24 protein-coding genes are annotated in these 20666 nt (G+C 32.0%); 7 read left to right on the forward strand and 17 right to left on the reverse strand.

The window, feature by feature from the left end:
- Window positions 1–71: 71 nt before the first annotated feature.
- From DZ60_RS0108625 to DZ60_RS0108645, 5 genes are all read left to right on the forward strand, one after another.
- Complete coding sequence (locus tag DZ60_RS0108625; protein WP_025741687.1) at window positions 72–851, forward strand: patatin-like phospholipase family protein; 780 nt, start codon at window positions 72–74, stop codon at window positions 849–851.
- A complete protein-coding gene (locus DZ60_RS0108630) occupies window positions 848–1480 on the forward strand; it encodes a Crp/Fnr family transcriptional regulator (protein ID WP_025741688.1) in 633 nt (210 codons plus the stop codon). Before DZ60_RS0108625 ends, DZ60_RS0108630 begins: the two co-directional genes overlap by 4 nt.
- 227 nt (window positions 1481–1707) lie before the next feature.
- Window positions 1708–3114 carry an MBL fold metallo-hydrolase gene (locus tag DZ60_RS0108635; RefSeq protein WP_025741689.1) on the forward strand — a complete coding sequence of 469 codons (1407 nt, stop codon included), beginning with the start codon at window positions 1708–1710 and terminating at the stop codon, window positions 3112–3114.
- Between the two features lie 197 nt (window positions 3115–3311).
- On the forward strand, window positions 3312–3869 hold the full coding sequence (locus tag DZ60_RS0108640) for a YeeE/YedE family protein (RefSeq protein ID WP_025741690.1): 558 nt from the start codon (window positions 3312–3314) through the stop codon (window positions 3867–3869).
- Between the two features lie 66 nt (window positions 3870–3935).
- Complete coding sequence (locus DZ60_RS0108645; RefSeq protein ID WP_025741691.1) at window positions 3936–4349, forward strand: DUF6691 family protein; 414 nt, start codon at window positions 3936–3938, stop codon at window positions 4347–4349.
- Between the two features lie 258 nt (window positions 4350–4607).
- On the opposite strand, the gene DZ60_RS0108650 is transcribed toward DZ60_RS0108645, so the two are convergent.
- From DZ60_RS0108650 to rpsF, 6 genes are all read right to left on the reverse strand, one after another.
- Window positions 4608–5108, reverse strand: a complete 501-nt coding sequence (locus tag DZ60_RS0108650; RefSeq protein WP_025741692.1) for a hypothetical protein — start codon at window positions 5106–5108, stop codon at window positions 4608–4610.
- A gap of 72 nt (window positions 5109–5180) precedes the next feature.
- A complete protein-coding gene (gene hisS, locus DZ60_RS0108655) occupies window positions 5181–6551 on the reverse strand; it encodes a histidine--tRNA ligase (RefSeq protein WP_025741693.1) in 1371 nt (456 codons plus the stop codon).
- A 145-nt stretch (window positions 6552–6696) separates the two neighbouring features.
- Window positions 6697–7179: a DUF6495 family protein gene (locus DZ60_RS0108660; RefSeq protein WP_025741694.1), complete on the reverse strand. Its 483-nt coding sequence runs from the start codon at window positions 7177–7179 to the stop codon at window positions 6697–6699.
- Window positions 7180–7406: 227 nt separating this feature from the next.
- Entirely contained in the window at window positions 7407–7856 is a 450-nt protein-coding gene (gene rplI, locus DZ60_RS0108665; protein ID WP_025741695.1) for a 50S ribosomal protein L9, read from the reverse strand.
- A 16-nt stretch (window positions 7857–7872) separates the two neighbouring features.
- Entirely contained in the window at window positions 7873–8172 is a 300-nt protein-coding gene (gene rpsR / locus DZ60_RS0108670; protein WP_174407710.1) for a 30S ribosomal protein S18, read from the reverse strand.
- A complete protein-coding gene (gene rpsF, locus DZ60_RS0108675) occupies window positions 8172–8510 on the reverse strand; it encodes a 30S ribosomal protein S6 (protein ID WP_025741697.1) in 339 nt (112 codons plus the stop codon). The genes rpsR and rpsF overlap by 1 nt, the downstream gene beginning before the upstream one ends.
- A gap of 475 nt (window positions 8511–8985) precedes the next feature.
- Between rpsF and DZ60_RS0108680 the strand changes: the two genes are divergently transcribed.
- Complete coding sequence (locus tag DZ60_RS0108680; RefSeq protein WP_025741698.1) at window positions 8986–9693, forward strand: LytR/AlgR family response regulator transcription factor; 708 nt, start codon at window positions 8986–8988, stop codon at window positions 9691–9693.
- Here the strand turns inward: DZ60_RS0108680 and priA are convergent.
- The 7 genes from priA to nadC form a co-directional block, all read right to left on the reverse strand.
- Window positions 9690–12143: a replication restart helicase PriA gene (priA, locus tag DZ60_RS0108685; protein WP_025741699.1), complete on the reverse strand. Its 2454-nt coding sequence runs from the start codon at window positions 12141–12143 to the stop codon at window positions 9690–9692. The genes DZ60_RS0108680 and priA overlap by 4 nt on opposite strands.
- Window positions 12144–12396: 253 nt before the next feature.
- Window positions 12397–12963: a chalcone isomerase family protein gene (locus tag DZ60_RS0108690; protein ID WP_025741700.1), complete on the reverse strand. Its 567-nt coding sequence runs from the start codon at window positions 12961–12963 to the stop codon at window positions 12397–12399.
- A gap of 134 nt (window positions 12964–13097) precedes the next feature.
- Window positions 13098–13532, reverse strand: coding sequence for a DUF2147 domain-containing protein (locus DZ60_RS0108695; RefSeq protein WP_081740443.1), 435 nt, complete (start codon window positions 13530–13532; stop codon window positions 13098–13100).
- Window positions 13533–13613: 81 nt separating this feature from the next.
- Complete coding sequence (locus DZ60_RS0108700) at window positions 13614–14177, reverse strand: chalcone isomerase family protein (protein ID WP_025741702.1); 564 nt, start codon at window positions 14175–14177, stop codon at window positions 13614–13616.
- 134 nt (window positions 14178–14311) lie between these two features.
- Window positions 14312–14875, reverse strand: coding sequence for a chalcone isomerase family protein (locus DZ60_RS0108705; RefSeq protein ID WP_025741703.1), 564 nt, complete (start codon window positions 14873–14875; stop codon window positions 14312–14314).
- A gap of 35 nt (window positions 14876–14910) precedes the next feature.
- The gene (locus tag DZ60_RS0108710; RefSeq protein ID WP_025741704.1) at window positions 14911–15828 is read right to left on the reverse strand and encodes a YihY/virulence factor BrkB family protein; all 918 of its coding nucleotides are present in this window, start codon (window positions 15826–15828) and stop codon (window positions 14911–14913) included.
- 3 nt (window positions 15829–15831) lie between these two features.
- Window positions 15832–16689, reverse strand: coding sequence for a carboxylating nicotinate-nucleotide diphosphorylase (gene nadC, locus DZ60_RS0108715; RefSeq protein ID WP_025741705.1), 858 nt, complete (start codon window positions 16687–16689; stop codon window positions 15832–15834).
- Window positions 16690–16808: 119 nt separating this feature from the next.
- Here nadC and rlmH point away from each other — a divergent pair, with 119 nt between their 5' ends.
- Window positions 16809–17282, forward strand: a complete 474-nt coding sequence (gene rlmH, locus DZ60_RS0108720; protein ID WP_025741706.1) for a 23S rRNA (pseudouridine(1915)-N(3))-methyltransferase RlmH — start codon at window positions 16809–16811, stop codon at window positions 17280–17282.
- A 57-nt stretch (window positions 17283–17339) separates the two neighbouring features.
- Here rlmH and DZ60_RS0108725 read toward each other — a convergent pair whose 3' ends face one another.
- Genes DZ60_RS0108725 through DZ60_RS0108740 form a run of 4 tightly spaced genes read right to left on the reverse strand, consistent with a single transcriptional unit; the run spans window position 17340 to window position 20357 of the window.
- The gene (locus DZ60_RS0108725) at window positions 17340–17753 is read right to left on the reverse strand and encodes a hypothetical protein (protein ID WP_025741707.1); all 414 of its coding nucleotides are present in this window, start codon (window positions 17751–17753) and stop codon (window positions 17340–17342) included.
- A 43-nt stretch (window positions 17754–17796) separates the two neighbouring features.
- Window positions 17797–18228, reverse strand: a complete 432-nt coding sequence (locus tag DZ60_RS0108730; RefSeq protein WP_025741708.1) for a hypothetical protein — start codon at window positions 18226–18228, stop codon at window positions 17797–17799.
- Window positions 18229–18269: 41 nt separating this feature from the next.
- On the reverse strand, window positions 18270–18956 hold the full coding sequence (locus DZ60_RS0108735; protein ID WP_025741709.1) for a response regulator transcription factor: 687 nt from the start codon (window positions 18954–18956) through the stop codon (window positions 18270–18272).
- 3 nt (window positions 18957–18959) lie between these two features.
- Complete coding sequence (locus DZ60_RS0108740) at window positions 18960–20357, reverse strand: sensor histidine kinase (protein ID WP_025741710.1); 1398 nt, start codon at window positions 20355–20357, stop codon at window positions 18960–18962.
- Window positions 20358–20666 lie beyond the last annotated feature (309 nt).

Raw genomic sequence — 20666 nt, forward strand, 5'->3', positions numbered from 1 at the left:
AACAAACCTGAGAATTAAAATCCGTAAAACCGAAATAAGTAATATTATGGATGAAATAAAATAGTCAAACAATGGAAATCTCAAAAAATATAGGATTGGTACTTTCTGGTGGAGGCTTTAAGGGAGTAGCCCACATTGGTGCGATACGCGCAATAGAAGAGGCTGGTATTAAGCCTACCCATATCTCAGGTACAAGTGCAGGAGCTATAGTAGGGGCTTTATATGCCGGTGGATATTCAACTCAAACTATTAAAGACTTTTTTTACAGCACAACCATATTTAAATTAAATAAATTTACTCGAAAAAAACCAGGAGTTTTGGACTCTGAAAAATTTGCTGAAGATCTAGCTACATTTTTTCCTGAGAATACTTTTGAAGCATTACAAAAACAACTTTATATTACTGCTACGAATTTGGTAGAAGGAACACGAAAAATTTTCAGTAGCGGATCACTTATTAACCCAATAATAGCTTCGGCAGCATTTCCAGGGATTTTTTCGCCAGTAATGATCAATAACGAATTATATGCCGATGGTGGGATCTTAGACAATTTTCCCGTCTCTCCTCTTATCAAAAATTGTGATTTGATCATAGGTATAGATGTATCTCCTATTAAAAAACCAAAAATAACAGATTTTAAACATTCATATAATGTAATACAGCGAGCATACTATTTGCGTACTATGCCTAACTCAGAGTCCCTATTTAACCACTGTAACATTATAGTTCAACCAACGGTCCTTGCTAATTATGGGATATTTAGTAGCACCAAATTAGATGAAGTATTTGATATTGGTTACCAGGAAGCAAAAAAACAATTAGAAATTTATAAAAAACAAGAAAGGTCATGATTCAATTATTAAAGGACAATTATGGCAATCTTTTCGAAAAAGAATTACTGTTAGAAATTAATGGAGTGGGTACCTTTAAAACCATCCCTGAGGGATTTACAATTATACGACCTGGGAGCTATACCACATCTATGCCTCTTATTATAGAAGGAGCTATAAAAATCATTAGAGAAGACGCTAATGGAGATGAGTTATTATTGTATTTTTTAGAAAAGGGTGATACTTGTGCAATGACACTCTCTTGCTGCTTTGGGCAACATAAAAGCGAGATAAAAGCCATTACTGAGACCGAAACTACTCTAATCATGATTCCCATAAGAAAAATGGAAGAATGGATTACAAAGTACTACTCATGGAGAAATTTTGTTTTTGAGAGCTATCACAATCGCTTACTAGAGGCTATAGAAACCATTGACAGTATTGCTTTTCTGAACATGGATGAACGCTTACTAAAATATTTAAAAAACAAAACAAAAATCAATCAGAATACTATTATAAAAAACACACATCAAGAAATTGCATACGATCTGCATACATCTAGAGTTGTTATATCTAGGTTACTTAAAAAACTCGAAAATGAAGGAAAAATACAACTTAACAGAAATAGTATAGAAATCATCTCCCTATAACTGCCCTCCAGAACACCTCCTTTATAAATTACCTAGTAAAAATTTCAATAGTAGTTATAACATACTGCCCTCCTTATGTTATCAATAAAAAACACCCTACTCTCTTTATAATTAGACTCTGTAACAAATGTTACTATACTTTGAGGTTTTAAGAAGTATTTTTGAAAATAAAATTTTAAAAAACTTACCTTCTTCCCCTAAATCGGGAATCATACATATTAAAACCTATGAAAGTAGAACAAATATATACAGGATGCCTTGCTCAGGGAGCATATTATATAGAGAGCAATGGTGAAGCAGCAATTATAGATCCTTTACGAGAAGTACTCCCCTATTTACAGAGAGCCAAAAACGATAATGCCACTATAAAATATATTTTTGAAACTCATTTTCATGCAGATTTTGTAAGTGGTCATGTTACTTTAGCAAAAGAAACTGGTGCCTCTATCATTTATGGACCCAATGCTAACCCATCATTTGAAGCTATAATTGCTGAAGACAAACAAGAGTTTCCTTTGGGAAATTGTACAATTATTGCATTACATACACCTGGCCATACGCTAGAGAGTACAACATACCTTCTTCGTGATGAACAAGGAAAAGACCACGCTATTTTTAGTGGAGATACTCTTTTTCTGGGTGATGTTGGGAGACCAGACTTGGCACAAAAATCAGCTGATATGACACAAGAAGACTTAGCCAGTATACTCTATGATAGCCTTCGTACTCAAATCATGCCTTTATCTAACGATATAATTGTATACCCAGCTCACGGTGCAGGATCTGCATGTGGCAAAAATATGATGAAAGAAACTATTGACACGCTAGGGAACCAAAAAAAAATCAATTATGCTCTTAGAGCTAACATGACCAGAGAAGAATTCATAAAAGAAGTTACAGATGGTTTACTACCTCCTCCATCGTACTTCCCTTTGAATGTAAAAATGAATAAAGAAGGATATGAAGATATTGACACCGTATTAGAACGAGGAAAACGCCCTCTTTCACCCGACGAATTTGAGGACCTCGCCAATAAATCAGGCGCAATTATATTAGACGTTCGTAACCAAAGTGAGTACATCAAAGGACATATACCACGCTCTATTTTTATTGGACTTGGCGGTGATTTTGCTCCGTGGGTTGGCGCATTAATTGCCGATGTACAACATCCTATTTTACTTGTGACACCAGAAGGAAAAGAAGAAGAGAGTATAATTAGACTTTCGCGTGTAGGTTTTGACAAAACACTAGGATATCTAAAAGGTGGTTTTCCCGCTTGGAAAAAAGCCACTAAAGAATATGATATAATAGATTCTATCACTGCATTAGATTTACAAAAAATCATAACTGATTCTGAAGTTCAGGTTTTTGACGTTCGAAAAGAAAGCGAATTTCTTTCCGGACATATTAACAATGCAAAAAACACCCCTTTGGATGCTATTAATGATCACTTAACCAAGTATCCCGAAAACAATAGCTTCTATGTACATTGTGCAGGCGGTTACAGATCTGTGATTGCAGCATCCATATTAAAAAGTCGAGGCATCCATAATCTTGTCAATGTTGAAGGTGGAATTGGAGCCATTAAAAAAACATCTATAAAAATGACTGGAGCTACTTGCTCTCAAAAATAATACAACAAGTATACTAAGACTTATATGTAGTAATTAATAAAAACACAATTTGCTGTGAATTAATAATTTTAATACCTCAAAAAACAAACAAACTGTTACAAATCACAGCTTTAAGAACAAAAGCATACCTCTTTGTAACAAAAGTTACTGACCAAAGCTATATAATTCAATTTATTTACAAATAAATTATACGCTATATGGATCAACTATATCAACCATGGCCATGGTACATTTCGGGGCCACTAATTGCATGGGTATTACTCGCTTTACTTTTTGTAGGTAAAAAATTCGGAATGTCATCAAACTTAAAAACTATTTGTACAATTTGTGGTGCAGGAAAAGTTTCTTCTTTTTTTAGAGTAGACTGGAAATCTCAACTCTGGAATTTAGTGGTAGTTCTTGGTGTTATTATTGGTGGATTTATTGGAAGCACATATCTATCTAGAGACACATCTGTAAACATCTCGCAGGCAACGAAAGACCACCTCAAATCGATGGGAATTACCGATGCTGGCACTAATTTCTTACCAGAGATGTTGTTTTCAAATGATATATTATCAAATCCAAAAGCCTGTATATCATTAATCGTCGGTGGTCTATTGGTCGGTTTTGGAGCTAGATATGCTAACGGATGCACATCAGGTCATGCTATTTCTGGGTTAAGTAACTTGCAACTACCATCTCTAATTGCCGTAATAGGTTTTTTTATCGGAGGATTAATAATGGTTCACCTTCTTTTTCCATTAATTTTCTAAAATCAAATCAAATAACCATCACGATTAATAATATCATCAAAAGTAATAATCGTTAAAAATTAATCAATGAAATTTATAACATATCTCTGTATTGGTATCTTCTTTGGGATTATATTAGTAAAATCAGAAGTTGCATCATGGTTTAGAATTTATGAAATGTTTCAATTTGAATCTATTCATATGTACGGAATTATTGGTTCTGCTATCCTAAGTGGTATTCTAATCATACAATTTATAAAAAGACTACAACTAAAATCTATTTATGGAAAAGAGATCAACATTCCTGCGAAAGAAAAAACGATATTCAGATATATCTTTGGCGGCATTATCTTTGGATTAGGTTGGGCTCTAGCCGGTGCATGCCCTGGTCCTATGTTCGCTCTTTTGGGCGCTGGATACATTCCTATAACACTAGTTATTCTGTCATCTATTTTAGGAACTTTTTTATATGGATTGATAAAAAACAAATTGCCTCATTAAGCTTTCTTCCTACTATAAAAGAAATACGAAGCTTTTCTAAAAAACACAAAAATAGACGGGTTTGACAATTACCTATTTATAAATGAACAGACATCATAAAGCTTATTTTTAGGTAAAAACAGGTTTTACAGTTTAAAAATAGCAACAAAAAAACACCCAATAAATACTATTTATTGGGTGTTCTAATATTTTTATTGACTTTGTATTTACATAATTTTTCTTACCAACAAGTAATAAGATCCTAAGAGAGTTACCCCCTTACATTTGAGCAGATAACTTATTTAGCTGTGCAGATTTGATTTGCATATACTTACTAATATTCTCTATTTCTTGACCAGAAAGCTTAGTCATCAATGAATTGTATTGCTTCGTTAGATCACTACTTGCTTCATTTAATTTTAGAAAAGAATCCATATCTTTTGCCTCGACAGCTTTTTTGTAATTAGAAATGTATCGCTCGTAATCTTTTATATACTTTTTTGCATCCGTATTAGATGTTTTTGCCCCTGTACCAGGTATTGGAATAAATTTACTATTTCTTTCGAATTCCTTTTTCCCGTCATTTTTATTTTTCTTAACGGTCTTTTTTTTCTTTTTTACTGCCGGCTTCTTTTCCTCTACAATCTCTTCCACGGCCACTGCAGTAGAATCTTCAACTTTCTCAACAACCTCCAGTTTATCAGACTTAGGGTCTTTTTTACAAGAAAAATTTGCCAGCAATGCTGTACAAAGAAGAATAATTACCATGGATTTTTTCATAATTTCAATTTTAGGACAATCAGTTTTTATTAATAGTATCTCTGAATTTTTAATAAATTAATGTACAAAAAATTATTGTAATACCATACTCAATTCTTCAAAATTCATTTCTTTCTGAGACCCATTTATCATATCCTTAACAGTAAACGATTCATTTTCAATCTCTGAGGTACCAGCCAAAACAACAAATGGAATTTTTCTTTTATTCGCATATCCCATTTGCTTTTTCATTTTTGCATTATCTGGATATAATTCTGCACTAATTTCATTTTTTCGCAACATATTTACAGCTTTCATGCTATATAATGCCTCTGCATCACCAAAATTAATGAACAACACTCGAGTTGTCGGAACGACTGTCTCAGGAAACAGATTTAGCTCCTCAAGAACCATACAAATCCTATCTAAACCAAATGAAACACCTACTCCACTAATATTTTTTAAACCAAAGCCCCCTGTGAGATCATCATAACGACCTCCTCCTCCTATCGATCCCATTTTTACATTATCAGGCGCTGCTACTTCGAATATTGCTCCTGTATAATAATTTAACCCTCGAGCCAAAGTAACATCGAGGTCTAATGTAGCTGTTTGCAAGGGTGTTTCTTCTATCATATTCATGATAAACTGCAATTCTTGTACACCTTTAGTACCTTCTTCTGATGAAGCCAGCATATCTCGAAGTTTATCAATCTTTTCTGATGTTGTTCCCGTAAAGTTAAACAAAGGTTTTACATGGGTAATCGCACCTTCAGAAATCCCTTTACTCAGCATTTCTTTCTTTACACCTTCTTCTCCGATTTTATCAAGCTTATCTAATGCAACAGTAAAATCAATAAGCTTATCTCCTTCGCCGATAACTTCTGCAATACCGGAAAGAATTTTTCTATTATTTATCTTAATGGTAACTCCAGAAAGATTCAGTTTGGTAAAAACGGTATCGTACAAATTAACAAAATCTACCTCTTGCAATAAAGAGTTACTACCTACAACGTCGGCATCACATTGATAAAACTCCCTGAACCGTCCTTTTTGAGGCCTATCTGCACGCCATACAGGTTGAATTTGAAACCTTTTGAACGGAAAGTCTATTTCATTTTGATGTTGCACAACATATCTTGCAAAAGGAACTGTTAAATCATACCGCAGTGCTTTTTCACTAATGCGTGGTGTCATTTTTTGACTATTCCTAGCGGCATATAAATCATCATTTACTTTGCTCAAATAATCTCCGCTATTGAGAATCTTAAAAATTAATCGATCTCCTTCTTCTCCATATTTCCCCATAAGTGTATCACTATTCTCAAAACTGGGGGTTTCTATAGGTTGAAAACCAAATAATCGGAACTGCGTTCTTATTACATCTACAATATAGCTTCTTTTTGCTACTTCTATTGGAGAAAAATCACGTGTTCCTTTTGGTATGGATGGTTTTTGTGCCATTATCTATGTATTATGAATAGTATAATCTTAAACAAAATAATTTAATCGTAGTAATTACCTACGGATATCTATATTTAAGGCTACAAATATCTAAAAAAATAAAGCAGGTACTTAATTAAAAGCCAAGAAAATTCCTCATCTCAGATTACACCTCTTTATCCTTAATTAACTTAGCAAAGTATCGATACAAATCACCTTGTGTTATATTTGCTCCTTGCTGAATTAATGCAAATTTATCGATATTCTTATCAGTACTATACTCCTTTGATGCATTATAAAAAACAACTTCATCGTTTAGCAAATTATTTTGCAACCACTGGTACCCCTCTTTTGTAGTTATATCAATAGCCTCATTATTCACTTTGACAGCTATTAAATACATTTGATCTTCGGCAAGCTCAAATAAGTGTATTTGATCACTTGAGAAATGTTCTAGATACTTTGCATTAGTCAATGCTTTTTCCCAAACCAAATCACTAAAAACATCAATCTCTTCTTCTGCCACCTCTGGCTTACTTTCTTTTATAGCGCTCCATTCGTCAGCTGTGATAGATTGAGTTGCCAAAAAATTGATAAACTCTACATGAAGCTCTTCTAATTGCTCCTTACTTAATCTTTGATATTTCATTCTAAAAAAATTGAGTGCAAAAATACTTATAAAAAGATGATTATAAAATTATAACGAGCGCATTATACTGTATTATCTACTGCGACAAAAGCATCAACTATATCCTATTCAAATTAAAAAACTACACCATTAAATAACAAAAAAAGACCGCTATCAAAGCGATCTTTTTATATACAGTATATTCAGAAATACAATAAAATACTTACTATAACCTGAATTGTAAATTATTATGCTTGAGCAACTACCTCAAAAGGCACAGCTGCAATTACAGTTCTATGTAAACGAACAGAGGCTTCATATTGCCCTAAACGCTTTATTGTTCCTCCTGGTACAGTAATAAACTTTTTATCTAATTGTATATCTTCTTTAGCAAGTGCTTCAGATACATTTGCATTAGATATAGAACCAAACAACTTACCACCTGTTCCAGATTTCGCAGAAATCTTTATTTCGAATCCAGCAATTTTCTTCGCTAATTTCTCAGCGTCTTCGATTTCTTTCTTCTCTTTAAAAGCACGTTGCTTCAATGTTTCTGCAAGTACTTTTCTTGCAGAAGGTGTTGCCAAAACAGCTAGGCCATTTGGGATCAAAAAGTTACGTCCATAACCATTCTTTACTTCTACTACATCGTCTACGAATCCTAGATTCTCAACGTCTTTCTTTAATATAAGTTCCATAATGTTATGACTAAGTTTATTTTAATAAATCACCAACGTAGGTCATCAAAGCCAAATGTCTAGCTCTTTTTACCGCTACACTTACTTTACGTTGATATTTTAAAGAAGTTCCTGTAAGACGACGAGGTAACAATTTACCTTGCTCATTTACAAAAGCCATTAAATATTCAGGATCTTTATAATCTATGTATTTAATACCAGATTTTTTGAAACGACAATATTTCTTTGTTTTCGAAGTATCAATATTAAGAGGAGTAAGATACCTGATCTCTCCGTCTTTTTTTCCTTTAGCTTGTTGTTCTATAGATGACATAATTAAGCTTTTTGTTTGTTTCTATTTCTTCTCTTTTCTGCCCAAGCAATTGCATGCTTATCAAGACGTACAGTAAGATAACGCATAATTCGTTCGTCTCTTCTAAACTCTACTTCAAGTGAGTTAATAACTTCACCTGAAACTTGAAATTCAAATAAGTGATAAAAACCACTTTTTTTGTGTTGGATTGCATAAGCTAATTTTTTTAGCCCCCAATCCTCTTTTGATATCATCTTGGCACCATTAGAAACAAGAATGTCTTCGTATTTCTTAACTGTTTCCTTTATCTGATCATCAGATAAAACGGGATTCAAGATGAAAACAGTTTCGTATTGATTCATAAAAATCTAGTTTAAATTAAAAAATTGGCTGCAAAAGTAAGATATTTTTTTGGATTATCAAATCACTAAAGCTAGAGAATAAAAAACTTATACAATATATAGACAACTAAATCTTCCCGTTCGTTCTACTTTTTTGAAATACCCACTCTTAATTACTTAAATCAAAACTAAGACACATGGATCTTAAATATAATTTTTAAGGGAAAAGTTAAAAGTTTTTAACATAAAACAGCTTCACAACAAATAGAGTTTGATCAAAAATAAAACACTCAAAAAATGAACACTATTTTCATTATTTTAACATTTTGAACAATATTTTACGCAAAAAAACAGCCAATTAGATTAAGAATATTGAACGATTTCAAAACATTACTGTTTCGATGAAACACTATTTTAATCGACAAAAAACCCAAAATCCTTGTATGGATAATTTATATTCACTAATATTGTACTTAGAATTTTAACACTAATACGAGTGGAACAATCTAAACTAAAATGCGCGGTAGTCGATGATTCCCGCCTACAGAGACTTGCTATAGTAAAGCTAATAGACGAACATTCATCACTAGAATTAGTATCTGAGTGGAACAATGCTATTGAAACAAAGAATGGATTGCTTGATACTCAAGTTGATTTATTGTTTCTAGATATAGAAATGCCTATTCTTACTGGATTTGATCTTTTAGATGACTTAGAAAATAAACCTCACATAATTTTTGTGACGGGTAAAACGAAATATGCTTTCAAGGCATTTGATTATGATGCTATAGATTATTTGAGAAAGCCTTTAAAGAAGGATCGTTTTAATGCTGCTGTAGAAAAAGCATTGAGTATGTCTCGTATTGGTAGTGAAAACCCTGCTGTAGAAGATGATGATTATATTTTTGTAAAAAGTAATCTAAAAAAGCGCAAAATATTCTTGAGTCAATTAAAATATGTTGAAGCTCTCGGTGATTATGTAAAACTTATAATGGAAGAAGGAGATCCTATTGTTGTTCTGGCAACTATGAAATCTTTTGAAGCTCAATTACCAAGCGACCGTTTTTTGAGAATTCATAAATCTTATATCGTAAATCTAGACAAGGTAGAACGCTATAACAGTCGAAATATAGAGATTGCAGATGAGAAAATACCGTTAAGTAGACACAAAAAGAACTTCTTAATCGAAGCACTTAATAATTAATAGTTATCTACATTTAATATAATTCGCACTCCTGAAAATTCTTTTATACCACTAAAAGTTGTGTGTATTTTTTTTATAGCCTCTTTTGTTTTTTGTAAAGATTGCCCTTGTGGTATTTTTAGCACCAGATTTTTGTGATATTGATTACGAATTCTAGATATTGGCGGAAACTCAGGGCCAAGAACATACTCCTTAAAAATATTTCTATACGACTTGGCTAGCCAATTCATAGCTTCATTTACTTTGTTATAGTCCTTATGTTTTCCGGTTACTTTTATAATTTTATAAAAAGGCGGATATTTATATAGATACCTTTCTTCTATTTGATCAGCATACATCCCGGCATAGTCATTTACAGAAACTTGCTGTAAAATCTGATGAAAAGGGTTATACGTCTGAATAAGTACCATACCCCTTTTCTTTGTTCTCCCAGCCCTACCTGCCACTTGCTGCATTAATTGATAACTGCGCTCATGTGCTCTGAAGTCAGGGAAATTAAGTAAATTATCTGCATTCATAATCCCAACAAGGCTTACATTCCTAAAATCTAATCCTTTTGACAACATCTGTGTACCTACCAACACATCTATTTCACCTTGCTCGAAACGATTAATTATTCGCTCATATCCGTGCTTGCCACGAGTGGTATCCTGATCCATTCTGCCTACTGTATGATCAGGTAATAATTCTTGTAGTTCTTTTTCTATTTGCTCTGTACCAAAACCTTTTGTTGATAATTCTGTACTACTGCATGCCATACATTGTAATAACATTGCCATATGATACCCACAATAATGACACCTCAATTGATTTCTGTAATTATGAAAAGTAAGACTAACATCGCAATTAGGGCATTGAGGAGAATGCCCGCATGTATTACATTCTACAACAGGAGAATACCCTCTCCTATTTTGAAAAAGAATAACTTGTTCTCCTTCTTGCAATGCCTCTCTTATGGCCAATAAAAGGGTATCACTAAAATGCCCTGTCATTTGCTTTTTTTTGTATTTGGTCTTAATATCTACTAGATTGATCTCTGGCATTAGAACATCACCATATCTTCTGGTTAATTTTGCTATTGCATACTTTCCTTGCTCAGCATTATAAGCCGTTTCTAAAGAAGGGGTTGCCGATCCAAGCACGACCTTTGCCTGAAACATTTTTGCCAGAACGATTGCTGTATCTCTAGCATGATACCTTGGGGCCGGATCATATTGTTTAAATGTATTTTCATGCTCCTCATCGACCACAATAAGACCTAAATCAACAAAAGGAAGAAATATAGCAGACCTAGCACCAATTATTACTTGTGCTTTTGATTTTTTTGTTCTAACATTATTCCAGACTTCTACTCTTTCATTAACAGAGTACTTCGAGTGATAAACACTTAATTTTTCTCCAAAATATTCTTGTAAGCGCGTAATAAGTTGTGTGGTAAGCGCAATTTCTGGTAATAAATATAGTACTTGCTTATCTTCAGAAATTGCCTCTTTAATTAGTTTCACGTATACTTCGGTCTTGCCAGAGGATGTTACTCCATGAAATAAGCATACATCCTTATGGACAAATGATACTTTTATTTCTTCAAAAGCTTTAGACTGAAATTGATTAAGCTCTTTGGTTTCAATTGCCACCTCCCCTTCATATTGTACACGATCTCTTTGCTTATAATATTCCTGCAAAACGCCTTTATCAACTAGTGATTTTAATGTACTAGAAGAACTTTTTGAAGTTTTTAAAAGCTCACTAAACTTTATTGGTTTTGTTTGCTGAGCCTGCATCGTAAACAGATGCATTAACACTTCTCTCTGTTTTGGAGATCGACTCATAGTATCTAATAACCCTCTTAGAGCTTCTTCTTGACTATAATCTGCATGTAATCGAACAAAACGAACAGTTTTCGGTTTATATTGTTCATAAATTTCCTCCTGAACGGTAATTACTTGTTTTTCTAATAACCGCTTGATCACAGGAAGTACATTTTTTTTACCTACAATATTCATGATTTCCTGAATACGCAGCAGACTTTGGTATTGTAGTGCTTCGTATATAAGAAATTCATCATCTTTAAGAAGTGATTCATCAAAAACAGAAGAATCGTTTCTCTGTATCGTGGTTTCACTTTCTAATAAAAAAGCACCGGGAAGGGCAGCTCTCATAACCTCACCTGTGGTACACAAATAATACTTTGCAATCCAGGACCAAAGATCTAACTGCTGTAAAGTAACGATTGGGGATTCATCTAGAATATGTTCTATTTCTTTTGCTTCATATACAGATGGTGCTATTTGATGAACTTTGGTAACCAAAGCAGCATAAATTTTACTCTTCCCGAACTGAACAGCAACCCGCATTCCCGGATGTAAAAAGTCTGCTTCTTTTTTATTGATACTATACGTAAACTCTTTATCAAGTGGTATAGGAAGAATTACATTTATAAAATATGACATTCGTTGATATGAAGAACTACAAATTTATTACTACTACCCCTCTCTAAGGAATAGCATAAGTCCATCAAAACAAAAATAAAGATTTCAGATATAGATAAGAATTAATTTTAGTAATAATACTAAATAAACTATATCATAAAGCATATTAACCTTCTTTAGTCACTACCATTTTTGACTTCGAATACAATAGTGCAAAAAAAACCGACTCACTAAAAATAGGTAGTCGGACAAGTTTTAACACTTTTACTTTTCTTTATTCTGCCACACCCAACATTCCTCCTTTAATTAATTGACAAGCGGGCTCATTACCTAGCCATATTTTGAATAGTGCATATTTGAAATCTCTACCTGTAATAAAACCAAGCTCTTTACCATTTTTATACGTTTTTATGCCCTTACCTTTAATATAAACTAGGTCATAAAAATCATTAATCTCCATAGGAGAATCAAAAAGCTTGAGAAAGTCCTCTATTCGCTCATCTAGACTTTGAGTATTACCAAACATAGAATCATCAAATCCTTTTCTGAATACTTTTATCATTCTTTCATTGGTAACTTTTTTTGATGCTATATTTAATCGAATAGCCATCGTCTCATCTGAGTCTAATACTTTTTTATCATCTGTATATTTTGTTTTGGTATATAGAGATCCAGAATATGTTTTAAAGGATAAGACTTTTCTCATCGCCCCTCCGTTAAAGCTTAATTTTTCGCCATCAAAAGAAAGCGTGTCAGGAACAACAATAGTACCTATCCTATTTTGTGCATTTACAGACAATCCTAGAATAAATATGAATACAAGGGTAGTTATTTTTTTCATCGTCAAGTTTTTATAATTCTATGGATTAGTCTATAAAAAGTAAAAACCTAACGGTATAAAACGTTAAAATTTAACAAAATAAATCTTAACTCTATAAATGCAGTAATAATATAACAAAACCTATTGAATACTAACTATATTTTAATCCAATTTTGTGTTCTATATAAAAAGGCGATGTACCCCCTAACATTAAGTATTTCAGGATTGTCCTCGTCTACCCATATTTTACATTTATACACTTTTCCATTTTCAGGATCTAGAATAGTACCGTTTTCATACTCATTTCCATCTTTTTCTAACCCTTTAATAATCACCATTCCTTCAATTGGTTTATTATAGTCATTACCTTTACATTCTACACATAGTTTTCCTCTCTCTGATTCTTCTAATACTTGTTTTACTTTACCATAGATCTTATTCCCCTTTTGATAAATTTCGACAATAGATCTTGGTTTTCCTGTATTATCATCGATCGTTTTCCAACTTCCTAATACTTCTTGCTGTGCATTCGTAATTGTGGTGGTCAATAGTAATAAAGCCACGCTCATTTTAAAAAAAATCATATTCATAGTTTGAGTTTGTATTACTTATAACGTAAAAATGGCTACTTGAATTCTCAAGCAGCCATTTTTTTATGTTTTTTATATAATTTATTGTATACCTAACATTCCGTTCTTTACTGCTTCACTAGCGGGTTCATCACCCAACCATATTTTGAATAAGCTGTACTTAAAATCTCTACCTTCTATTACACCAAGCTCTTTACCATTCTTGAATGCTTTAACTCCAACTCCTTTAACATATACTAAATCAAATACATCATTTTTTACAATTGGTTCATTAAAAAACTTAATAAACTTTAGTATTCGTTCGTCAAGAGACTTTGTATTACCGAAAGTAGCCTTATAGAAACCATCTTTTACCGCTTTTATCATTTTTTTTTGAGTTACAAAACCAGAAACAATATCTAACTTAATAGCCATGGTCTCATCGGCATCGAGAATGACTCTCGGATCATTACTACTTTTCTGTAGATATAATCCCCCTGCATACAAATCGATCCATAACATTTCTCTCATTCCTGCTCCATTTAGCTTAAGATCTACTTCCTCAAATTTTTGTTCATAAGGCAAAATAGCCTTTCCAATCCTAATCTGTGAATTGACATTGGTAAAAGAGACAAAAACTAAACATAATAAAATAATATTTCTCATTGGTAATCAAGGTGTTAATTGACGTAAATTAAATTTTACTTACCAAAAATACAGAAAATTTGTTATGCATACATATAAAATTCTAAAAAAAATGCTAAATACATGCGTTTTATCGGATAAATACGTATTTTAACCTAGAAAGAGCCTAGCATTTCACTTTTTAGTCCCTTATCCGCAGGTTTATCTCCTATCCATATTTTAAAAAGTGCTTCTTTAAAGTCTAATCCTTCTACATATCCTTTTTCTTGACCATTCTTGTAAATTACACTTCCCTTTCCTTTTTCGTACACTATATCATAAATTTGACCAACTTCTATTTCATCTTTTATAAAACCGACAAATTTGTTAATTCTTTTGTCCAAAGAAGATGTATTATTATTGGTTGACTTTTTAAAACCATCCTTCAATGCTGCAGCCATTTTGCTTCTAGACATCATCCCCGACAATATATGTAATTTGATTGCCATAGTCTCATCTGCCTTTGCTATCTTATCAGCGCTAGAGCTTTTTTTCTTAAGATATAAACCTCCTGCATAAATATCAAAGAAGAATTTCTCTCTTAATCCTGCGCCATTAAAAACCAGTTCTTCTCCTCCGAATGAAACGGAAGCTGGTAATGTTGCGTCACCCACTTTTACTTGAGCTTGAGTACTTGTTATTGTTATTAAAAAGACAAATAAGATGCTTATTTTTTTCATTTTTCTTAATTTTTATGTTTTAATGCCTAAATATATTAAAAATTCTTTCTTAATTTAATTAGAGCCGCATTTAATTCGAATCCTAATAATAGTAAGTTTGCGTTGAGCCAGATATACACCATTAGAATGAGCATGGCTCCAATTGACCCATATAATTTATTATAATTTGAAAAATTATCAATATAAATACCAAATAAATAGGTCGTTACTATGATTAGAATTGTGGTCATAAAAGCTCCTGGTGAGAAAAACTTATTTTGTTTTCCTTCTGAGGTTCCAAAGTAAAATAAGGTTGCTATAATTACAAATACCATAAAAACAAACAACGCATATTTTCCAATGGTTAACCAAAAAACAGTATCATCTACTACTCCAATTTTATTTAAATCATCTACCAAATACGAAAAGTATAAGGTTCCTATCACTGTTATAAGCAATAAGAATGCCACAATTATAGAAACTCCCAAAGCAACTATGTATTGCTTTATAAAATTACGGTTAAGGGTGACATGATAAGAATATTCAAACCCAGAAAAAACTGCATTTATACCATTAGTCATTAAAAAAAGAGAAAGAACGAAAACTGTAGATAATAGGCCTCCCCTAGGGTTCGAGGCTATATCATCGAATATTTCTTTAAAAAAGACTTTTGACTGACTAGGTAATGCTGATGCTATAAAATCAAAAAAGTTATCATGAAACCCTTCTATTGGTACTATCGGAATTAAATTAAGTAGAAACAATAAAAAAGGAAATAAGGATAGAAAAAAGCTCCATGATATAGCACTAGCTCTAGCCGAAAAAGTCCCTTTAATAATACCTATTGCATAAATTTCTATTAAATCATATATCGATAAGCCTTCAAAACCAGGAAGAATAATTTTTTTTCCGATTGATACTAAAACATTAATAACCGGAATTTTTTTGAGCTTATCTTCTATAGGTTTTGACATATGTTATATGGCTTTCAAACTAAGATCCAAATTATGTACCGAATGAGTTAATGCACCACTACTTATATAATCTACACCGCACTCTGCATACTCTCGAATAGTATTTTCGTTAATTCCACCGCTTGATTCTGTTAGACAGGTATCACCTATTAATTTTACTGCTTTTCGCGTATCCTCAAAATTAAAGTTATCAATAAGTATGCGATATACCCCTGGTGTCTCTAATATTTCCTTGATCTCATTAAGGTTACGTGCTTCAACAATAATTTTAAGATCTTTATTGGTATCTACAAGGTATTTTTTTGTCTTCTCGATTGCGTTTTTAATTCCTCCTGCAAAATCAATATGATTATCCTTGAGCATAATCATATCATATAATGCAAATCTATGATTTTCTCCTCCTCCTATTTTAACAGCCCACTTCTCTAATGCTCTTATCCCAGGTGTGGTTTTTCTAGTATCCAAAATTTTGGTCTGTGTACCCTCTAATAATTTTACAAAATAATTAGTTTTTGTAGCAATGGCACTCATTCTCTGCATAGCATTAAGTACCAGTCTTTCTGCTTTAAGAATCGACTGTGAACTTCCTGAAATCAAAAAAGCAATATCTCCATACTTAACAGGGGTACCATCTTCTATTTTAACCTCAATTTTTAATTCTGGATCAACATACTCAAATACCTTTTTAGCAAAATCAACACCTGCCAAAATACCTTCATCCTTTACCAGAAGTTTTGCTTTACCAGTTATGTGATCAGGAATACAAGCTAACGAACTATGGTCTCCATCTCCAACATCTTCTCTAATCGCATTGGCTATTATTAATTCAATTTCTTTGTCAAATTGAGCTTTTGTAATCATAGTGAATGGTTATTTTTGCTAAAGTAAAAAAAGAAGTCGGAATTTTACCCTTCATATTATAATTAAGAGTTATGAGTTTTTTTACATTGAGTGCATCTTTCTAAATAAAAATTAAAAAAATGACCATTAGACTAATCGCAATCGGCAAAACAGATAATAAATTTTTAGAGGCCTTACTTGTGGATTATATAAAAAGATTAGGGTTTTATATCAAATTTTCTTTTGACATCATTCCAGATATAAAAAACGCAAAAAACCTAAGCGAAACCCAACAAAAAGATAAAGAGGGAACACTTATTTTGACCAAATTAAATACTTCTGATGTTGTTGTGCTTCTAGACGAAAATGGAAAACAATATAACTCTGTTGATTTTTCTAATGTTTTACAAAAACATATGAATAGTGGAATCAAACAATTAGTTTTTGTGATTGGCGGCCCTTATGGGTTCAGCTCTAAACTGTATGCTCGCGCAAATGGTAAGTTATCCTTGTCAAAAATGACTTTTTCGCATCAAATGATACGACTATTTTTTATTGAACAGTTATATCGAGGATTTACTATTTTGAGAAACGAGCCTTATCATCATAGATAACAAACGCTTACTATTGTTACCTATAATGATAAAACTTGTTTTTTTTTGGACATTATATTATTTAACAATATCCTGTATTGAATTAAATATATTTATGAATTTTTCCTCGAATTGAGTGTCTACATTATTCTTATCCAAAGAAGCGATTAACTTTCCCTTTTTAAGTTTTATTTGATATTTTTTTTCTGAACCATTCGTCTCATCACCATAGTAAAACACCTTATCTTTTATCTTTATGATATCCAAATGTTTGTCTAAATAGCGCTTAAGTTGTTGAGTTTTATCAGAAGGAAAACTAGCCTCAAGAGTATATTCTTCCTCATCATTTGCAATACTAATATTTACTTGGTATCCTTGATTTTCTGATTTGTGATCTGAATTGCTTCTCACAGTTTCTATTACTGTTTTGGTCTGAGCATTAGTTATTAATACACTTACCATTATAAAAAAGACTGTTATACTTGTTCTCATAAGATTCGTTTTTTGATTAATAATTGATTGATTTAAAGGTTATTTATCTTGACGTTATCAATTTTAATTCTTCTCCTATATTCTTAAATCTTTTGACGAGTTTATCCGAAGCGAGTTCCTTGTTTACATTAATTCGTAGTCGGTTTCCTTTTAATCGCACTTCATATATTTCTTCTTCTTCCACTTCTTTTTTCCAAAAACTCACACCTTCGGTAGTGGTCATGTTTTCTTCACCGAATTGATCTGTCAAATACTCTTGTACGTGCGTGTTTAGATTTTCCATGAATCGTACTTTTATTCGATAATCATTATCCATATCTAGCACTGTAAAAGATCTATAATACCTATCATCTTCGATATTATTTCCTTGACTTACTGATACTTTAGAGCAACTATCTTGTTTCGTAATTGTTTGTGATTTTGCAGATAACAGCCCCAAAATAAGGCTGATCAAAATTAATGCTATTGTTTTCATACTGTTCGTTTTTTGATTTTTATTAATTAGATTGATTGATTTTATTCTTCTACTCTAAAAGTAAGCCCTACTCCTCTGGCACTTTCTATTGTGATATTATGATCTTGTTTAAAATATTTTCTCAGTCTACTTATAAAAACATCCATACTCCTTCCTGAAAAAAAATCATCATTTTCCCAAATTTCATTTAGCAGGTCTTCTCTTTTAATCATTCTATTTTTGTGATCATATAGGTATTGAATTAATTTAGTTTCTTTTTCTGTTAACTTTTGTTGGCTGTCATCTAATTTAAGACAGTGATTTATTGGATCAAATTTATAGTTCCCTATGACTACAACCTCTTCTTTTACAGACGGGACTCTTTGTGAACGTCTTAGTATATTCTGAATTCTAAGAACTAAAATATCTGCTTCAAAAGGTTTTACTATGTAATCATCTGCACCTAACTTTAGTCCTTTTATTTTATCGTCTTTCATTTTTTTGGCTGTAAGAAATATAAACGGTATCTCTGGGTTCAGATCTATCACTTTCTCTGCCAATGTAAACCCGTCCATTTTGGGCATCATTACATCAAAAACACAAATATCAAATTGCTGCCTACTAAACATATCAAGTGCTTCTTTACCATTCTTAGCCCAGCTAACATGATACTCATGTATCTCGAGGTACTGCTTTAGTATACTACCAAAATCAAAATCGTCTTCTGCTAATAATATATATCTCTTCATACTTTAACTCATGGGGGTTGTTATTATAAAAGTTGTACCCATATTCGGTGCACTCTCAATATTTATTTCTCCGTTATGCGCTTTAATTATTTGATCTGCGTAAAACAAACCTAATCCCAAACCTTTAACATCGTGTAAATTGCCTGTTGTAACTCTATGAAATTTTTCAAAAATCTTATGTTGTTCCTTTTCTGAAATCCCGACACCATTATCCTGAATTAATATTTTATATTTGTTATCCTTACATATAGTTTGTATCTTAATTTCTATATTTTCCTTCCCGTATTTAACCGCATTTTCGAGAATATTAAATATTGCTGTTGTAAACAAGAACCTATCAATATAAAGCGATACTTTTTTTAGTTCTATCTGTATCTGTAATGTTACTTCTTCATTTTTTACCGAAAGCTTAAAATCCTCTAAAATCTCTTTGAAATAATCATCATCTATCACAGATTCCTTATCCAAAATTATTTCATCAGACCCCAAGGTATTATTCATTACTTGATCAATTAGTTTTTGTAATCTGTTATTTTGGCGATCTAATATATTTAGCGCGTTAGAAAAAGCTAGTGGCGAATTCTGAATATCTTTATTTCTCAAACTTTTTGATGCTATCGCCAGAGTAGCCAGAGGTGTTTTTAGTTCATGTGTGATATTATTAATAAAATCATTTCGCACATCTACTATTTTCTTTTGTCGAATCAGTGTATTAATTGCGTAAAGAAGGAGTAAAACCACAAAGAGAAATAACAGTACTGAAAAGACAAATAAACTTGTCATTTGACCAAATACAATTCTTTTCCATCCAACAATATTGATCATGTCTTCTGTTCTAATTTCTAGATCTAACTTGGTTTCAAAAAACTCTCCCTCCTTTTCATCCTCAAAATCATATTCGGTAAACCATTTGGCTCTACTTATTACATACCCATCGCGATCCAGAAAGTCTTCTCCGAAAACAAAATACTGATCACCCTTCTTAGCAGAAAAAATAGTATCGGCTTCTTGTCCATCAAAAATGATTACTGTTTTTATTGCCTTTTTATACTTTATTTTAAAACCGAGATTAGCTTTGTTAATTTCTTTAGAATAATACTCCTTAAAAATTGTGTTTAACGAATCCTGATAAGGCTCAAAAATGGCTATCGCCTCACTCTTACCTAAGTTTTTTTTCTTATATTCTGATAAATTCTTGGTTAACTCATTATACCACAATTCTGCCAAAGAATCCATTTCTTTAGTATTATCTAAATTAGAGACCGATTTTTTGGTTTCTTTGATAAAGACATCTTTTTTAAGCTGATATGAGTTATAAATAAGATATCCTTGAATCCCAGAAAGGGCCAGTAATGTCAATATCGATAGTACTATTAATATGGTTATTTTTTGTTTTTTCATAAATATTACCTTCAGAACTAAGTTCTACAGATTGATTCTATACAGTTTCTACTAAAAAATTACTTAACACAAAAACATATTCGTTTTTTGATTGATGATAGTATCAAAATTAAGGTAAAGAATATCATAAGTCTTCAATTTGAAAGGTGTTAACCCTCTGTTAACGTTAACAAAGCAGAGATTTACAATATATACAGGTGGTACAGAGGATAAGTTAATAGCTCAAAAATATATTATTTATCCATTTCATATAGAATTTAAGATAAAAAAGGAGTGCTCTTTTACATCGAATTCAAAGTACAATTCGTA

The sequence above is a fragment of the Aquimarina pacifica genome, from assembly GCF_000520955.1.
In the GTDB taxonomy this organism is placed as follows: domain Bacteria; phylum Bacteroidota; class Bacteroidia; order Flavobacteriales; family Flavobacteriaceae; genus Aquimarina; species Aquimarina pacifica.